This is a genomic window from Pseudomonas izuensis (genome assembly GCF_009861505.1).
GTDB lineage: Bacteria > Pseudomonadota > Gammaproteobacteria > Pseudomonadales > Pseudomonadaceae > Aquipseudomonas > Aquipseudomonas izuensis.
Genome location: NZ_WTFT01000061.1, coordinates 397 through 16,206, shown reverse-complemented (window position 1 = coordinate 16,206; position 15,810 = coordinate 397). Strand labels below are relative to the sequence as shown.

Below are 15,810 nucleotides of genomic sequence, written 5' to 3'. Positions count from 1 at the left end.
CGAAGAGGCCGGCACATCCAGTATCGATGCCGCCAGGTACACCGCCTTCGCCAGCAAGCCGGCTCCTACAGACCTGTCACAACCCGAGTAGGAGCTGGCTTGCCAGCGAAGAGGCCGGCACATCCAGTATCGACGTCGCCAGGTGCGCAGCCATCGCCAGCAAGCCGGCTCTTACAAATCGTCTGTACGACGTAACCTCTGTCGGAAAACCGTTTAGTCGGGTAGGCGCAAAACACCAGCACAACGAAGGAAGGGAGCATTGCGTGGACGCTCCATTCACTCCGCTCGCTGGTGTTTCGCGGGGGCAGTCTATACTCGGGATCGAATTTGGTAGCCAACCCCCTTAGAGGGGGATGGCAACTGCTTTCCGAGATTGCCCAAAGGGCGATCACGAATGCTTGATCACCGGCGGAGCGTATTCACCCGTGGTCGCTCCACCCTTGGCCCCATAGAAACGGAAGATCAGGCGATAGTTCTGCCCCGCGGAGGTGGGCAGCCAGTTGCCATCGGCGACGTCCTGGGGTTTGGTGGGGGCGAAGTGCAGGGTCAGGGAACCGTCCTTGTTGTACGTCAGCGGCGAATGGCTGTTGATCGCAAAGCGGTTCTGAGGGTTGGGCAGCACGCGGAAGTTTTTGGAATCGGTGGCGGTGATCGACCAGTAGTAGTTCACCATCGACGCCGGCAGTTGGTCGGCGGGGAAGGTCACCGAATAGCTCTGCGCACTGTCCAGCGGTTTGCCGTTTTCGTCCTGCCAGCCGCGGTAGTAGACCACTTCCTTCTGGGTGTTGGCCCAGATGCCGCCATAGTTCACTAGCATACGGGTCAGGTAGTCACTGCCGTAGGTACCTGAGGTGGCGGGGCGGCCCCAGCCATTGCTGGCTGTGCCGTGACCCATCAGTGGCGCAGCCTTGGCGAGGTCGGCGAAGGTGTGGGTGTGGATTGACTTGTCGATGCGTGCCCGCTCTTCAGGGTCGGCGATGGCGGCGGCGATGGCGCGGACCTTGGCCTGCAACGGTTCCATGCCGGGGTTCAGGTCAGGTTCCTGCAACGCCACTGTGGCCGAATCGAAGGCTTCCACGCCCGGCAGTTGCTGCCCTTGGAACATCAGTGTTTGTGGGATCTGCGGCAATTGCGGCGAGCCGGTCGGGCGCATTGTGAATTGGTGCTGCAAGCGTTCGGCTTCGCTCCAGTCGCTGCCCAGCTCGACACGTGTCAACACCCGCGCTGTACGCGCCGGCAGGTCGATCCGCTGGGTATTGGCCGGCAGCTTGACCTTGGCACCCTGCAAACAGGCCGCAAACTCGCCGTTAGGATGCTTGGGGAACTCCCTTTCATTGATGTTGGCCAAGGTCTCGCCCCAGCCGTTGAGGAACTGCACGGTGTAGTAACGGCCACTGATCTTCGGTACTGAAACCAGCGTGCAGCTGTTCTCGTCCACCGCCACCCAGGCCTCTGAGTACGCCACGTCCAGATTGGGATTGGGCCAATCCACCGCGCCGGGCTTGTGATGGGTCAGTGTGTTCCACTGCATGCCTGCCTTGAAGTCCAGCTGTTGCTGGCGCGCCACCAGCAGGCGGCTGTACAGGTAGATGTAGGCGTCGCTGATATCCTGGTCGCTGATGGCGGGCGTTGGCGATGCAGAGTCGGTTTGCGCCAGCGCGACCGGCGCCTGCAAGCAGGCTGTCATCAGCCAGGTCAGGGCGCTGGCGCCCAGTGTGAAAGGTAAACGCAAGGACATGAAGATCTCCGTCGGATGCAGTGGAAATGACCTCTTGGGTCATCACCGTATAGCCTGCATCCGATCCTTCGCGCGCCCCCTCCTTTGGAGGGGTGTTGTTCAGGCCTTGGCGCTCACACCTGCGCTTTTTTCCCGCCCCTGCACGTCATGCAGGGAGATCCTGGACGTCTCAGGCAAGGCCAAACCACCCACCAACCCCAGCACGGCCACGGCGATCAGATAGAACGCTGGCGACAGGTTGCTGCCGGTGGTGCTGATCAGCCACGTCGCCATCAGCGGTGCGGTGCCGCCGAACAGGGTGTACGCCATGTTGTAGGTGATGGCCGATGCGGTGTAGCGCGTACGGGTCGGGAACGTTTCCGAGAGCAAGGCCGCCGTCACCACGCCACACAACACCGCACCCACCGCCAGCAGCATCACGCCGATGATGGACGCTGCGAACGAGCCGGAACTGGCCATCAGGAACGATGGATACACCACCACAATCAACAACGCGCAAACCGTCATCACGGTCATCCGGCGTCCGACCTTGTCTGAATACAGCCCGGCCAGCGGGCAGATCGCCGCCGCGAAGATCAATGCAATCAGTGACACCAGCAGCGCGGTTGCGCGGCTCAGGCCACCGGCGACTTGCAGGTAGGTCGCGAAGTAAGTGGTGAACATGTAGAACGACAGCGCCGTCAACGACACAAAGGCGCCCAGGCAGCAGATCGCCGCACCATGGTTGCGCAAGGTTTCCTTGAGGGGCGAATGTGCGACGGCATGTTCCTTGGTCACCGCCTGGAACGCCGGTGTCTCATCCAGCTTCCAGCGCAGGTAAAGACCCACCAGGCCCAGCGGCGCGGCAATCAGGAACGGCAGGCGCCAGCCCCAGCTCCCCATCGCTTCGGCTGATAATGACGTCTCGAGTGCGTAGGCCACCACCGCCGCGGCGGCGAACGCGGAAAAGGTCGACACCGGGATGAAGCTGCCATACCAGGCGCGTTTATCGCTCGGTGCATGCTCCATCAGGTAGGCACAGGCACCGGCGTATTCTCCACCTGCGGAGAAGCCTTGGGCACAACGAATCAGGGACAGAAGGATGGGCGCCATGACCCCGATCGCGGCATAGGTGGGCAGCAAGCCGATCAAGGTCGTTGCACCGGCCATCAGCAGAATCGTCATCGCCAGGGTTCGCTTGCGGCCGATCCTGTCGCCCAGCATGCCGAAGAAAATCCCTCCTAAAGGCCGGAACGCAAAGGCCACGGCGAATACGGCAAAGGTCTTGAGCAGCGCGGCACTGGCATCGCCACTGGGGAAAAACTGCTGGGCGATGGTCGTGGCCAAAAAACCGTAGACGGCAAAGTCGAACCACTCGACGAAATTGCCAATGCCAGCGGCCACAATCACCTTTCTCAGGGTTTTCGGGCTGACCTGCCCTGTAGATGCGCTCGCCATGCGTGACCTCGAGATTTCTTCAATGAGCTTTCGATTATCGGCGTAGTCACGCGGGCGCTTCGCTTCAAAGGTGTCATCGGCATAGTCAGTACCGACTTCATGGCATTGAATCGAGCATGGTGGGTCGATGTGCTCAGCGGCGCCACGATCCCTCGGGCAATTCGACCTGCCGTTGGGCGGCAGCCAGGGCAACCTTCAGCCCCTCTTTATCCAGCGGTATGCAGTAGGCGGGTTTGGCGCGTTCAAATCGCCAGCTTTCATCGAGGCTGCCCCCATCGACCCCGTCGAATCCAATCTCGTCCAGCAAGGTGATCACCCGCGCTTTTGCCACCGGATCATCCGCGGCGACGGGCAGTGCGCGTCGGTCGGGCGCCGCTTTGGGGCGCGCGTCCTGTATCAGGTCCTGGGCGAGGATTGCGTTGAACACCTTGACCACGCTGGAGTGGGGCAGATGCTCGGCGAGCAGGCGGCTGGTGGTGGTTTCGAATCGGTCCAGAGCCTCAATCTGACCGTCACGTTCAGGGTAGTAGTTGTTGGCATCCAGCACGGTTTTGCCCTCCAGCCACTGGGCCGGCACGCTGCGGTAATGCTCAAGAGGAATAGCCACGAGCACAATTTCGCCAAATTGTGCCGCGTCCTCCACAGTGCCGACCTGACTGCCAGGAATGCCGCTGAGCACGCTGCTCATGGTCCGTGGCCCACGCGAATTGCTGAGCATCGCCTGGTGTCCCGCCGCGATGGCCAATTGCGCCACTGCACGTGCAATGAAGCCTGCCCCGATAATGCCGATTTGCATGTCCTTGCTCCGCTGGTTGGTCAGTAGCAATCATGATGATTGCCAACCAGTGGGAGATAAATAATCATCCGTTACTTAGTCTCGTTACCAGGAGTGTTGAATGATGGATCGACTGACGAGCATGGGCGCGTTTGTGATGGCGGCGGAATCCGGCTCCTATGCCGGTGCCGCCGAGCGATTGGGCCTGTCGCCGCAGATGGTGGCCAAGCACGTCGCCGCGCTTGAGCAGCGGCTAGGCGCGCGCCTCCTGAACCGCACCACCCGACGCCAGAGCTTGACCGAATTGGGCAGCGCCTACTACGAACGCTGCAAGCACATTTTGAGCGAGGCTCAGGCGGCCGACTCCCTTGCGCAGATCATGAACGACACCCCGCGCGGGAAACTGAAAATCAGCGCGCCCGTCACCTTCGGCTCCTATAGCCTCATGCCCTTTGTCACAGAGTTTTTGCGGCAACACCCGGAGGTCGAAATCGATCTGCATCTGACCGACCGCTTCGTCGATCTGGTGGAGGAGGGTTACGAAGTAACGTTCAGGATTGGCCCATTGGCCACCTCCAGTTTGACCGCCAGGCCCTTGGCGCCTTATCGATTGGTCGCCTGTGCGGCGCCGGGCTATCTGGCCGAACGCGGAGTGCCGCAAATACCGGGTGATCTGAAGCACCATGAGTGCCTGGGGTATGCCTATTGGTCCAGGCCGGCCGACCGCGAATGGGTATTCTGCAAAGGCTCCGCGGTCGAACGGGTACAGGTCGGCAGTCGATTGCAGGTCAACGAAAGCAAGGCATTGCTGTCGGCTGCACTGGACGGATTCGGGATTGTCCTCGGCCCGCAAGACTTTCTGGAGCCGGCATTGCGCAGCGGTGAATTGGTTCGCGTGCTGGCTGATTACCAGGCGCCTGGCCGGCCAATGCATTTGCTGTACACCGCCAATCGTCAGCGAACGGCCAAGTTGCGACGATTTATCGAGGCTGCACTGGTCCGCTTTGGTGCGCCTTGAGCAGGCTGTTGAGGTGGCCCGTTTTTATGCGCCATGAATGGCGGCTATAACAATGAGCGCGAGAAAGCAGACCAGCTGAACGCAAAAGAAGCTGAACCGAACCGCCACGTACCCGTCGGTTTGCACATGGCACACGTGAATCAGGGACTGGCACACGCGTGCGATCAGGACGACGACGGACAAGTCGTTCACTGCCGGGCCGTCGACCCCAAGGGCCGAAATCACGAACACGATGGCGCCAAACACCGGCAGGTTTTCCACACAGTTCGCGTGTGCTCGCGTCCCGCGCCGATACCAGTCCTCGCCTTCGGGCTGATCGCTTCGGAAAGAGGCAATCGGCACATTCGAGAACAGGATTCTGCCCCAGCGATAGACCCCGACGGTTGCCATCAACAGCAGCAAGGTCCAGGTCGCAAATCCAAGCAACATCCACATCGGTGTCGTCATGGCCGTGATCCTCAACGCCAGTTCGTCGTTCCACGGCAACGCGGCCGACCTGTGGTCGGCCGGCCCCTGTCGATCAATGGCCCATGATGGGCGCCAGCGCAGCCTGAATCCTGGCCATCTGTGCCGGCGTGGTCATGCGCGTCAGCAGCCGGCCAAAGTGGGGATGCTGCACGCCCGAGATAATGTATTGCCAACGGTAGGCGCCCAGCACGCAGGCTTTGATTTGCGCGGTCTCATCGACACCGAACGATGGTGCAACGTTTCGAATGAAGTAGTCGGTATCGGCTGCCGATTGTGCCTGCAGGATGGCGTCGACGGCGGCCACCAGCGCAATCAGGTCGTTCACGGCCTGGTCGCGCTCGGTTGGCGAAAGTTTCGCGTGCTCGGCCTTCCACTCCAGTTCATCGAGTACGACGTGCCGGCTTTCATCCTTCCAGTGAAATTTGAAGACGTCCTTGAACAGTGGGCACAACTCCTCGCGCGGGGCGATGCTTTGCGTGTAGTGCGACTGAACAAACAGTTCGATATGGCAGGTCAGTGCCAGCACCGACCAGGAACTGGCCGCCAGTACCGCACGCGCCACATCGTTTGGATCGGCAACCTGACGATAGCCCGCTGGCAATTGCGCAGACATCATTGTCTCCATGCGCCGGAACAGCTCCTGGTGCTTGATTTCGTCGTTGGAAAAGCGCACCAGCGCTTCGAGTGCGAGCTGATCGTCAAACACATGGGCCCGCCCCTGATCGAGCATTTTGGCACTGATAAAGCGCTCGACCAGACCGAAGATGTACGCATAGGTCCGGCCCTGGATCTGGCTGAGCAGGCGCGCCTCATCCGCGGCGAGAAAAGTCAGGCGGTCGACCCGCGACAGTCCGTCGGGCAAGAATTTGCGCGAGAAGTCGAAGCGCCTGTCCTGCAGCAAATCGCGATCGATCTGCCATTCGGCTTTCTTCGATGATCTGACCATTTGCGCATAGCGGGCGGCGTTGCCTGAATCCGGGCCGGGTATGTTGACGACGGTGTTCATATCGATCTCCTGCTTCCCAGGTCGCGTTGTAAGGGGGCCATGACGGCTGACGTCGGAACCAATGACCCTGGGGCAAGCCTCTGGGGAGCGTCTCGATCACTGAGTCCACGTTGGTGCTAATCTAGGCCTCGCGGCTCAGGCAGCGAATGACCGGGCCGCCTGATTACATGCTCCGGACTCCGGAAAGGAGGGCTGGCAAATTGCTGGATGCGCTGTCTGATGTCTTGCGTGTGATTCGGCTGTCGGGAGGGGTTTTTCTCGAGGCGGAGCTCACTGCGCCCTGGTGCATCAACGGAAAACTCTCTGCGGACGATTGCCAACCGTTCCTGGCGACACCCCGACATATCATTGCCTCGCATTTTGTCGCCGCAGGGCACATGCAATTGCGAATCGACGAGGGTGCGACGATCGACGTGCAGGCAGGCGAACTCATTCTGCTGCCCCGCAACGATGTTCATACGTTTGGCAGTGACCTGAGCGTTGCGCCCATGCATGCGCGCGACGTTATCCAGCCGCCGGACGTCGGCGGCATTTCACGCATCAAGTACGGCGGGGGCGGCGAGGCCACGCAGTTGCTGTGTGGTTTCCTCGGCTCTGAAACGCCCTTCAGTCCGTTGCTGTCGTCGCTGCCCTCCTTATTGAAGCTGGACGTACGCGCGACGGCTTCGGGCGCCTGGATCGAAAGCTCATTCCGTTTCGCTGTCAGTGAGATCGCGGCGGGGCGGGTTGGCTCGACCACGGTCATCGCCAAACTGTCCGAACTGCTGTTCGTCGAGGCCGTCAGCCAGTATGTCGCGAACCTTCCCGCCGAACAGCGCGGGTGGCTGGCGGGTTTGCGGGATCCACCTATCGGGCGCGCATTGGCGCTGCTCCATGCGCGCCCAACCGAGGGCTGGACGGCCGAAGCCCTGGCGCTTGAAGTGGGCATGTCGCGCTCGGTATTCGCGGAGCGATTCACTACATTGGTCGGGCAGCCGCCGATGCAATACCTGACGCTCTGGCGTATGCACGTGGCGGCTCAACACCTGCGCGAAGGTCGCGGCAATGTGGCGCAAATCGGCTTTGCCGTGGGCTATGAATCCGAAGCCGCGTTCAGTCGCGCCTTCAAGCGCCAGTTCGGCACATCACCCGGCACCTGGCGCAGGCAATCGGCATGAATTGAAGTGTGCGAGCCCACGGTTGAAGGTGAACCGGGGCCGCGGCCCGGTGAAGCAACCGCGGCAGCCGATCAGTCAGGCGGCGGGGAGCAGGCCTTTCTGTTTGGCGACATGAGTCGCCATTGCGTCCATCAAGTCCGGGGACAGGCAGTCATAGGGTTCCAGGCCGAGCGAGCGCAGGCGCTCGCGGATCGCCTTCATCTGCGCAGGCGGTGTGCCGGTTTCGATGATGGAAGACACGAACGCCGCAAAGCCTGGCGCAGCCCATCCTTTCTGGGGGGAGAGCTCGGTGTGGACGAAGTCCAGGCCATAAAACGCATGGTCCTTGTTCTCGATTCGCCCGAAGAGATGGGCGTGGCACTGTTTGCAGGCGTGGCGCTGGATGGTGGCGGTTTCGTCGACGATCGCCAGTTTTTCGCCGTGGGCCGTGACGCTGACCTTATCCCGGGGTACCACCGCGATGACGGCGAATGTCGCGTTTTGCGGTTTCCAGCATTTGCTGCAACCGCACGCGTGGTTATGCAGGGTTTGTGCGTCGATCCTGACCTCGACCTTGTCAGTCGCACACAGGCATTGCAGTGTGCCACCCGTGAAATTCGCGGCGGCGGGTTGGATACCGTTGTCCAGTGCAAGGTGAAGCTTCAAGGTGCTCATGCTGGTGCCTCCTTTTCAGGGTGTCGGACAAAAGTGCCTGGGGCTGCAGTCCCTGATAAAGCATAGCGCGTCGTTTGAAGTGTTCCTGTCGGCGCAAGGCACCATCCCGCAAATCCCCCCCTCCCCGAGGGGGCGGATCGCCGATACCTCCTCCTATGATCGATCCATAGCCCCTGGATAGGTGGCAGAACGATGATTTGAGGAGAGAACCACCCCATGATTGCGCGCAGCCTGTTTGATCAAGAGCACGAGGAGTTTCGCCGCAGCGTGCGGCGCTTCCTGGCTCAGGAATGTGCTCCCTGCCTCGAAGCGTGGGAAGCAGACCATCGGGTTCCCCGGTCGATCTGGGAGCGGGCCGGCGCGCTGGGCATGCTCAATGCGACCACGCCTCAGGCCTATGGCGGGCTGGGGCTGGATCGTCTTTTTTCGATGATTGCGACCGAGGAAATCTACCGGGCGGGCCAGGCTTCCGGCCTGATCGGTTTCGGGGTGCATGACATCGTTGCCGGCTATCTGGTGAATTTCGGCAGTGAGCAGCAAAAGCAGGCGTGGCTGCCGAAGATGGCAGCCGGCGAGGCCATTGGCGCGGTGGCCATGACCGAGCCCGACACCGGCTCCGACCTGCAGGCGGTCAAGACCCGCGCCGTGCTGGACGGTGATGAATATGTCATCAATGGCGCCAAGACCTTCATCTCCAATGGCACCAACTGCGACGTCGTGGTGGTGGTCGCCAAGACCGGCAACTCGGGCAAGGGCGCGCAGGACATCTCGCTGATCCTGGTCGAGGCCGACCGTGCCGGTTTTAGCCGTTCCAAACCCTTGCGCAAGGTGGGTTTGCACGCCCAGGACACCACCATGCTGTTCTTCGAGAACGTCCGGGTGCCGAAGGAAAACCTGCTGGGCGGCGAGGCCGGGAAGGGCTTCTTGCAACTGATGAAGGAATTGGCCTGGGAGCGGTTGTCGATCGCCATCAGCAGCGTCGCCGGCGCCGAGGCCGTGCTTGAAAGCACACTTGAATACACCAAGGGTCGCACCGTGTTCGGCAAGCCGATCTTCGCCTTCCAGAACACCCGCTTCAAATTGGCCGACCTGAAGATGCAATTGGCGGTGTCGCAGAACTACGTCGACCGCTGCATGGAACAGTGCCTGGCCGGGAGCCTCAGCCCCGAGGCGGCAGCCGCCGCCAAATTATGGTGCTCGGACCTCTACACCAAGGTGGTGGACGAGTGCGTCCAGCTGCACGGCGGCAACGGCTACATGCTCGAGTACCCGGTTGCCCGTCACTACCTCGATCACCGCGTCCTGCGCATCGCCGGCGGCGCCAACGACATCATGAAAGATCTGGTCGGGCGCACGCTCTGATCCCGGTTGCAGACTCAGGATAAAGAGAAATTCCCATGGAATATTTGATCCCCCGTACCTTGTTCAGCTCCGAGCACGATGAGTTTCGCCGCGCCTGCCGCCGCTTCATGGAACAGGAAGTCGCACCCTTCCACGCCCAGTGGGAGAAAGACAAGTGTGTGCCCCGTGAAGTGTGGCGCAAGGCCGGTGAGCTGGGCATGTTGCTGCCTTCCATGCCGGAGGAGTATGGCGGCCCCGGCGCCGACCGCCTGTTCGACATGGTGTTCGCCGAAGAATTCATGCGGGTCGGGGCTTCGGGCCTGATCGGCTTCGGCGTGCACGGCTTGGTGGCGTTCTACATCCTCAATTACGGCACCGAGGCGCAGAAGCGGACCTGGCTGCCGAGAATGATCGCCGGCGAGGCGGTAGGCGCCATCGCCATGACCGAGCCCAATACCGGATCGGACCTGCAAGCCGTGCGCACCCGTGCGACGCTCGACGGCGACGAGTACGTGTTGAACGGCTCGAAGACGTTCATCTCCAACGGCGCGTCCTGCGACCTCGCGGTTGTGGTCTGCAAGACCGGCAACAGCGGCAAGGGTGCCCAGGACATCTCACTGATTATTGTCGAGAAAGAGCGCGAAGGGTTCAGTCGTTCCCAGCCGCTGGAAAAGATCGGCCTGCATGCCCAGGACACCAGCATGTTGTTCTTCGACGATTGCCGCGTGCCGGCCGCAAACGTGCTCGGTGGCGTGCAAGGGCAGGGCTTCTATCAGCTCATGCACGACCTGGCATGGGAACGCATCATCGGTGCCGCCGGTTTCCAGGCCCAGGCCGAGGCGGCGCTGGATCACACCCTCGAATACACCCGCACGCGCATCGTCTTCGGCAAGCCGGTGCTCGACTTCCAGAACTCGCGTTTCACCCTGGCGCAACTCAAGACCGAAATCCAGATCGGCCGCTCATGGGTCGACAGCTGCATGGCCCTGCTGCTGCGCGGTGAATTGACGGCCGAAGCAGCCGCGGTGGCCAAGTACTGGACCGCCGAACTCAGCAGCCGGGTGGTCGATGCCTGCCTGCAACTGCATGGCGGCAACGGCTACATGACCGAATACCCGATCGCAAGGCTGTACCTGGATACCCGTGGCAACCGGATCTGGGGCGGGACCAACGAAATCATGAAGGAAATCATCGCTCGCACGTTGTGAGCGCGATCATAGGAGAGCAAACGTGTCTCAAGAAATTCGCTTTGACGGCAAAGTCGCCATCGTTACCGGCGCCGGCAACGGCCTGGGACGCGCCCACGCCTTGCTGCTGGGTTCACGGGGCGCCAGGGTCGTGGTCAATGACCTGGGTGTCAGCACCGAAGGCCTGGGCAGCTCAAGCTCGGCCGCCGATGCCGTGGTGGCGGAGATCCGCGCCATGGGTGGCGAGGCTGTGGCCGACTACAACTCGGTGACCGAGGGCGAGAAGATCGTCGCCACCGCGCTCGAGGTGTTCGGCACGGTCGACATCCTGATCAACAACGCCGGCGTCTTGCGCGACAGTTCGTTCCACAAGATGACCGAGGAACAGTGGGACCTGATTCAGGACGTCCACGTCAAGGGCGCCTTCCGCCTGAGCCACGCCGTGTGGCCGATCATGCGCGACAAAGGCTACGGCCGCATCGTGATGACCGCGTCCGGTGCCGGTATCTTCGGCAACTTCGGCCAGTGCAACTATTCCACGGCCAAGTCGGGCCTGATCGGCTTTGCCAACTCGCTGGCCATCGAAGGCGCGAGCAAGAACATCCGGGTCAACACCATCGCCCCGATCGCCGCTTCGCGCATGGTGATCGCCAGCGGCATCTTCCCCCAGGAGCTTCACGACAAGCTGAAAGTGGAAGACTGCGCGCCGCTGGTGGGTTGGCTGTGCAGCGAGGAGTGCCAGGACACCGGCAGCCTGTTCGAAGTGGGCGGCGGTTTCCATGCCAAATACCGTTGGGAGCGTTCCCAGGGTCGTCACCTGCACACCAATACCTTGAGCCCGGAACTGGTTCGCGATAACTGGGAACGCATTACCCGGTTCGACGAGCACAGCGTTTATCACGCCGATGGCGGCGATAGCTTCAAGGAGCTTTTCACCCGCATGGAATCGCTGGCCAAGGGCGGGAATGCATTCATCGATATGGAAGTGGCGGCCAACGCCGTCTCTCATCTGGAAACCGAATACGACCAGAACGATGCCGCGCTCTATGCATTGGCTGTCGGCGCCGCCAAGGACCCGCTGGACCGCGACGAGTTGAAGTACGTCAACGAGTTCCTTGGCGACGAGTTCCGTGTCCTGCCGACCATGGCCGTGTTGCCGGCGACCGAAGTGTTCCTGCGTGCCGCCAAGTCCGGCGAGCCGCAGCTCGAAGGCCTCAACGTGCCATTCGCCAAGGGCCTGCACGGCGAGCAATACACCGTGATGTATCGCCCATTGCCGCCCAAGGCCAAGCTCAAGCACACCATGCGCTTGAAGTCGGCCATCGACAAAGGCAAGAGTACCGTCACCATCCTGGCCATCGAGACCACCGACGAACACGGCACGCCGCTGTTCTACAACGAAGTCACCGGCTTCTACCCGGGCGTGCCGGGTGCAGGCCTGCAGCGTGTGGCCAGCGAAGAGATCAACGTGGCGCCGGATCGTCAGCCCGACGCGGTGCTGGCTGACAAGACCGAAATCAACCAGGCGCTGCTCTATCGCCTGTGCGGCGACTGGAACCCGATGCACATCGATCCGGACTACGCGGCCAGGGCCGGCTACGAGAAACCGTTCCTGCACGGTCTGTGCACCTTCGGCTATCTGGGTCGCCATGTGATCAAGGCGTTCTGCGGCAACGACTCGCGCCTGTTCAAGAGCGTTCGCGCGCGTTTCGCGTCCATCGTGATGCCCGGCGATACCCTGGAAACCCGCATGTGGCGTGAGTCCCCTACACGCATCGTGGTCGAGATGCGCGCTGTGGAGCGAGACGTTGTTGTATTGAAAAACGGCGCGGTCGAATTGTTCGAGTCCGTCCCGGCCTGATCCCTTGGGCATCTGCCGCTTTCCTGAGCTGGAAGCGGCAGCTTTTTTATTTCAGGAGAGCACGATGCAACGTTGCGTCAATGTGATTGGCGTAGGGATGTCGCCTTTGCGTACGACCACGCTGGGACCCGATCCGGCGGTTCCGGTCAGCGCTACGATACGACAGGCACTCAGCGACGCCAGCTTGTCCGCGAGCAACATCGCGACCGTCTATGCCGTCTCGTGCATGATGGATGGCGTGACCTTGCAGCGTGCTTTGCAACGAGTGGGGTTGGGGCAAGCCCCTCTCTGTCACTTTCCGGAGGGTGGCGTCGATGGCAGTGCCTTGCTTGCCCGGGCTTGTCAGGCCATCACCCTGGGGCAGGCCGAAAGCATCCTGGTGCTGGGCGTTCAGAGTGCGCCCGTGGCGCCGGGCCCTTTCTTCGAACAATTGGGCACCACCGCGCGAGACTACATGGCGCGTTACCAGACCCGGCCAGAGACCTTCGCCATGATCGCCGTCAAGGCGCGCCAGCATGCCGCGCTCAATCCGATGGCGGCGTTCAACCGCACGCTGAGCCTGGAGCAGGTGCTGGCGGCGCAATCGATCGCCGAACCGCTCACGCATCCTCAGTTTGCCTGGGGCAGCTCGGGCGTCTCGGCGGTCTTGCTGTGCTCCGGTGAGTTTGCCAGGCGCCACTGCAGCGGCCTGGGGGTGCGCATTGCCGCCCAGGCCTGCGTTTCACCGCAGCAGGTGAGCGGCCTGGATCGGGTTTCGAGCTTCGCTGGCGTAGACTATGACGTCAACGTCGCCGCCGCCCGCGAGTTGTATGAGCAAGCGGGCAGGGGGCCGCAAGAGGTGGCCGTGTGCGAGCTGCACGACGCCAGTACCGTCAGCGAGTTGCTGCTTTACGAAGCACTGGGTTTCTGCCCGGAAGGCTGCGGTGAAAAGATGGTCGAAGATGGCGACAATACGGCGGGTGGCAACCTGGTCGTCAATCCTTCCGGTGGTTTGCTTGCCTTGGGTCAGGCGTCGGCGGCGAGCGCTCTGGCGCAGTGTATCGAACTGGTGCAACAGCTGCGCGGGAGTGCCGGCCGACGCCAGGTCGCCGATGCGCAACTGGCCCTTCAACATCAGACAGGTGCCGATGGCACGGTGACGACCACCCTTTATCAGCGCGATTGAACCGGGCGGCGAACGCGCGCTGCGACTGGCGCAACAGAACAATTTCAATGGGTGGAACACCATCCTTCAGATGCAGGAGCAGCCATGAATAACAACAAGAATTCAACCCTGTTGCATCGCTTCCTTCACTGGGAGCTCAACACACCTGATTCAATCTACCTGACCCAACCCCTGCCCGATGGCAGCGTGCAAGACTACAGCTGGCGTGAAGTGGGCGACCAGGCGCGGCGCATGGCCGCTCACCTGCAGACCCTCGAACTGCCCGCGAAGTCGTCTATCGGCATCTTCGGCAAGAACACCGCGCACTGGATCATCGCCGACCTGGCGATCTGGATGGCCGGGCACGTCAGTGTCCCGCTGTACACGACCGCCAACAGCGACACGGTGCGCTACGTGTTGGAGCATGCCGAAATACGGCTGCTGTTCGTCGGTCGCCTGGAGGGCGACGCGGCTGGCTGGAATGCGGTTTGCGCTTCGATTCCAACCGGCCTGCCGTTGATTGACTTACCGATGTCCGGCTGCGGCAAGGGCGAGTCCTGGGAGCGAATCATCGCCCATACTGCGCCGCTGCAAAGGGTGCTCGAACCGGCGCCCGAAGAACTCGCCACCATCATCTACACCTCGGGCAGTACCGGCGATCCCAAGGGGGTGATGCACAGCTTCGCCGCCATGTACAACGCACCTGCGGTGACCGGCTGCATGTATGACAACGGCCGGGGCACGAGCAACCGTGACCGTTTGCTTTCCTACTTGCCGCTTGCCCATACTGCCGAACGAGCGGTGGTGGAGGCCGTGTCGCTCTACAGCGGTTGCCGGGTGTTCTTCAACCTGGGGCTGGAAACCTTCAGCGACGACCTGCGACGTGCACGTCCTACGATCTTCCTGTCCATGCCGCGGTTGTGGGGCAAGTTCCATCAGGGCATCAACGAACGGATCGATCCTGCCAGCCAGGCTGCCGCTTTCGCCGATCCGGTGGAAGGTAGGCTGATGAAGTCGCAGATCCTCTCGGCCCTGGGACTGGACCAGGTACACACTGGCCTGTCCGGGTCGGCGCCGTTGCCGGTCAAGGTGATGGAGTGGTATCGCGAGCTGGGTCTTGAGTTGCTGGAAGGCTATGGCATGTCGGAGAACTTCGGCACATCGCATTTCAGCCTGCCGGGGCAGGTGCGTGTCGGTTATGTGGGGGCGGCGATTCCGGGTGTCGAATGCCGTATCGGTAACGACAACGAAATTCTGGTGAAAAGTCCGGCGCAGATGCTGGGCTATTACAAGCGACCCGAGTTGACGGCCCAGAGCTATACCGCCGACGGCCTGTTCTGTACCGGTGACCGTGGCGAACTGGATGAGCAAGGGCGGTTGCGTATCACCGGGCGGGTCAAGGAGCTGTTCAAGACGGCCAAGGGCAAGTACGTCGCGCCGGTGCCGATCGAGGCCAAACTGGGTAATCATCCGCGAGTCGAGGCGTCCTGCGTCACCGGCGTCGGATTGGCACAGCCGCTGGCCTTGATCAACGTGTCGCCTGATACCCGCGCTGTCCTGGCCACGGCCGAGGGGCGTGACCAGGTGGGTACCGAGCTTGAGGTGTTCCTGGCAGAGGTCAATGCGCAGTTCGAGTCCCATGAGCAATTGGGGGGGCTGGTGGTTGTCGCCGAGGCCTGGACTGTCGCGAATGCGCTGCTGACGCCGACCTTGAAGATTCGTCGCAGTCTGATCGAGGAGCGTTATCAGGGGCAGATCGAGGCTTGGGACGCCAGTCGTAGCAAGGTTGTTTTCGAGTAGGCCATATCTCGATTTCGTGGATGTTCCTGGTTCAACTGTAGGAGCGGACTTGTCGGGTCGCCGCATCGCAGCGAAGGCGGCCTACGAGCCGACCTGATTTTCGCGGATGTCCCCAATCCCCTGTGGGAGCTGGCTCGCCAGCGATGGCGGCCTACGAGCCGACCTGAATATTGTTGACCGCGTACATATCCATTCCTGCGGCCACGGCCACCTAGGGTTCCGCT

13 protein-coding genes are annotated in these 15,810 nt (G+C 61.7%); 7 read left to right on the top strand and 6 right to left on the bottom strand.

Annotated elements, in window-relative coordinates; genetic code table 11:
* Positions 1-388 precede the first annotated feature (388 nt).
* From GPL81_RS30440 to GPL81_RS30430, 3 genes are all read right to left on the bottom strand, one after another.
* A complete protein-coding gene (locus GPL81_RS30440) occupies positions 389-1,738 on the bottom strand; it encodes a DUF1214 domain-containing protein (RefSeq protein WP_160109792.1) in 1,350 nt (449 codons plus the stop codon).
* 99 nt (positions 1,739-1,837) lie between these two features.
* Positions 1,838-3,175: an MFS transporter gene (locus GPL81_RS30435; RefSeq protein WP_160109791.1), complete on the bottom strand. Its 1,338-nt coding sequence runs from the start codon at positions 3,173-3,175 to the stop codon at positions 1,838-1,840.
* A gap of 133 nt (positions 3,176-3,308) precedes the next feature.
* Positions 3,309-3,971, bottom strand: a complete 663-nt coding sequence (locus tag GPL81_RS30430; RefSeq protein ID WP_160109790.1) for an NADPH-dependent F420 reductase — start codon at positions 3,969-3,971, stop codon at positions 3,309-3,311.
* 100 nt (positions 3,972-4,071) lie between these two features.
* Here GPL81_RS30430 and GPL81_RS30425 point away from each other — a divergent pair, with 100 nt between their 5' ends.
* Positions 4,072-4,968 carry a LysR family transcriptional regulator gene (locus GPL81_RS30425; RefSeq protein WP_178122640.1) on the top strand — a complete coding sequence of 299 codons (897 nt, stop codon included), beginning with the start codon at positions 4,072-4,074 and terminating at the stop codon, positions 4,966-4,968.
* Between the two features lie 24 nt (positions 4,969-4,992).
* Here GPL81_RS30425 and GPL81_RS30420 read toward each other — a convergent pair whose 3' ends face one another.
* Positions 4,993-5,415, bottom strand: a complete 423-nt coding sequence (locus tag GPL81_RS30420; protein WP_160109789.1) for an MAPEG family protein — start codon at positions 5,413-5,415, stop codon at positions 4,993-4,995.
* 73 nt (positions 5,416-5,488) lie between these two features.
* Positions 5,489-6,442 (bottom strand): diiron oxygenase, encoded by a 954-nt coding sequence (locus GPL81_RS30415; protein WP_160109788.1) that lies wholly within the window; start codon positions 6,440-6,442, stop codon positions 5,489-5,491.
* Positions 6,443-6,642: 200 nt separating this feature from the next.
* Here GPL81_RS30415 and GPL81_RS30410 point away from each other — a divergent pair, with 200 nt between their 5' ends.
* A complete protein-coding gene (locus tag GPL81_RS30410; RefSeq protein WP_160109787.1) occupies positions 6,643-7,599 on the top strand; it encodes an AraC family transcriptional regulator in 957 nt (318 codons plus the stop codon).
* A 75-nt stretch (positions 7,600-7,674) separates the two neighbouring features.
* On the opposite strand, the gene gfa is transcribed toward GPL81_RS30410, so the two are convergent.
* Positions 7,675-8,253 (bottom strand): S-(hydroxymethyl)glutathione synthase, encoded by a 579-nt coding sequence (gfa, locus tag GPL81_RS30405; protein ID WP_160109786.1) that lies wholly within the window; start codon positions 8,251-8,253, stop codon positions 7,675-7,677.
* 216 nt (positions 8,254-8,469) lie between these two features.
* Between gfa and GPL81_RS30400 the strand changes: the two genes are divergently transcribed.
* The 5 genes from GPL81_RS30400 to GPL81_RS30380 all read left to right on the top strand — a co-directional run bounded on the left by GPL81_RS30400 (position 8,470) and on the right by GPL81_RS30380 (position 15,586).
* A complete protein-coding gene (locus GPL81_RS30400; protein WP_160109785.1) occupies positions 8,470-9,615 on the top strand; it encodes an acyl-CoA dehydrogenase family protein in 1,146 nt (381 codons plus the stop codon).
* Positions 9,616-9,659: 44 nt separating this feature from the next.
* Positions 9,660-10,802: an acyl-CoA dehydrogenase family protein gene (locus tag GPL81_RS30395; protein WP_246219010.1), complete on the top strand. Its 1,143-nt coding sequence runs from the start codon at positions 9,660-9,662 to the stop codon at positions 10,800-10,802.
* 22 nt (positions 10,803-10,824) lie between these two features.
* Complete coding sequence (locus GPL81_RS30390; RefSeq protein ID WP_160109783.1) at positions 10,825-12,642, top strand: SDR family oxidoreductase; 1,818 nt, start codon at positions 10,825-10,827, stop codon at positions 12,640-12,642.
* 64 nt (positions 12,643-12,706) lie between these two features.
* Positions 12,707-13,807: a thiolase C-terminal domain-containing protein gene (locus GPL81_RS30385; protein ID WP_160109782.1), complete on the top strand. Its 1,101-nt coding sequence runs from the start codon at positions 12,707-12,709 to the stop codon at positions 13,805-13,807.
* An 84-nt stretch (positions 13,808-13,891) separates the two neighbouring features.
* Positions 13,892-15,586, top strand: a complete 1,695-nt coding sequence (locus GPL81_RS30380; RefSeq protein ID WP_160109781.1) for an AMP-binding protein — start codon at positions 13,892-13,894, stop codon at positions 15,584-15,586.
* The last annotated feature ends 224 nt before the right edge of the window (positions 15,587-15,810 follow it).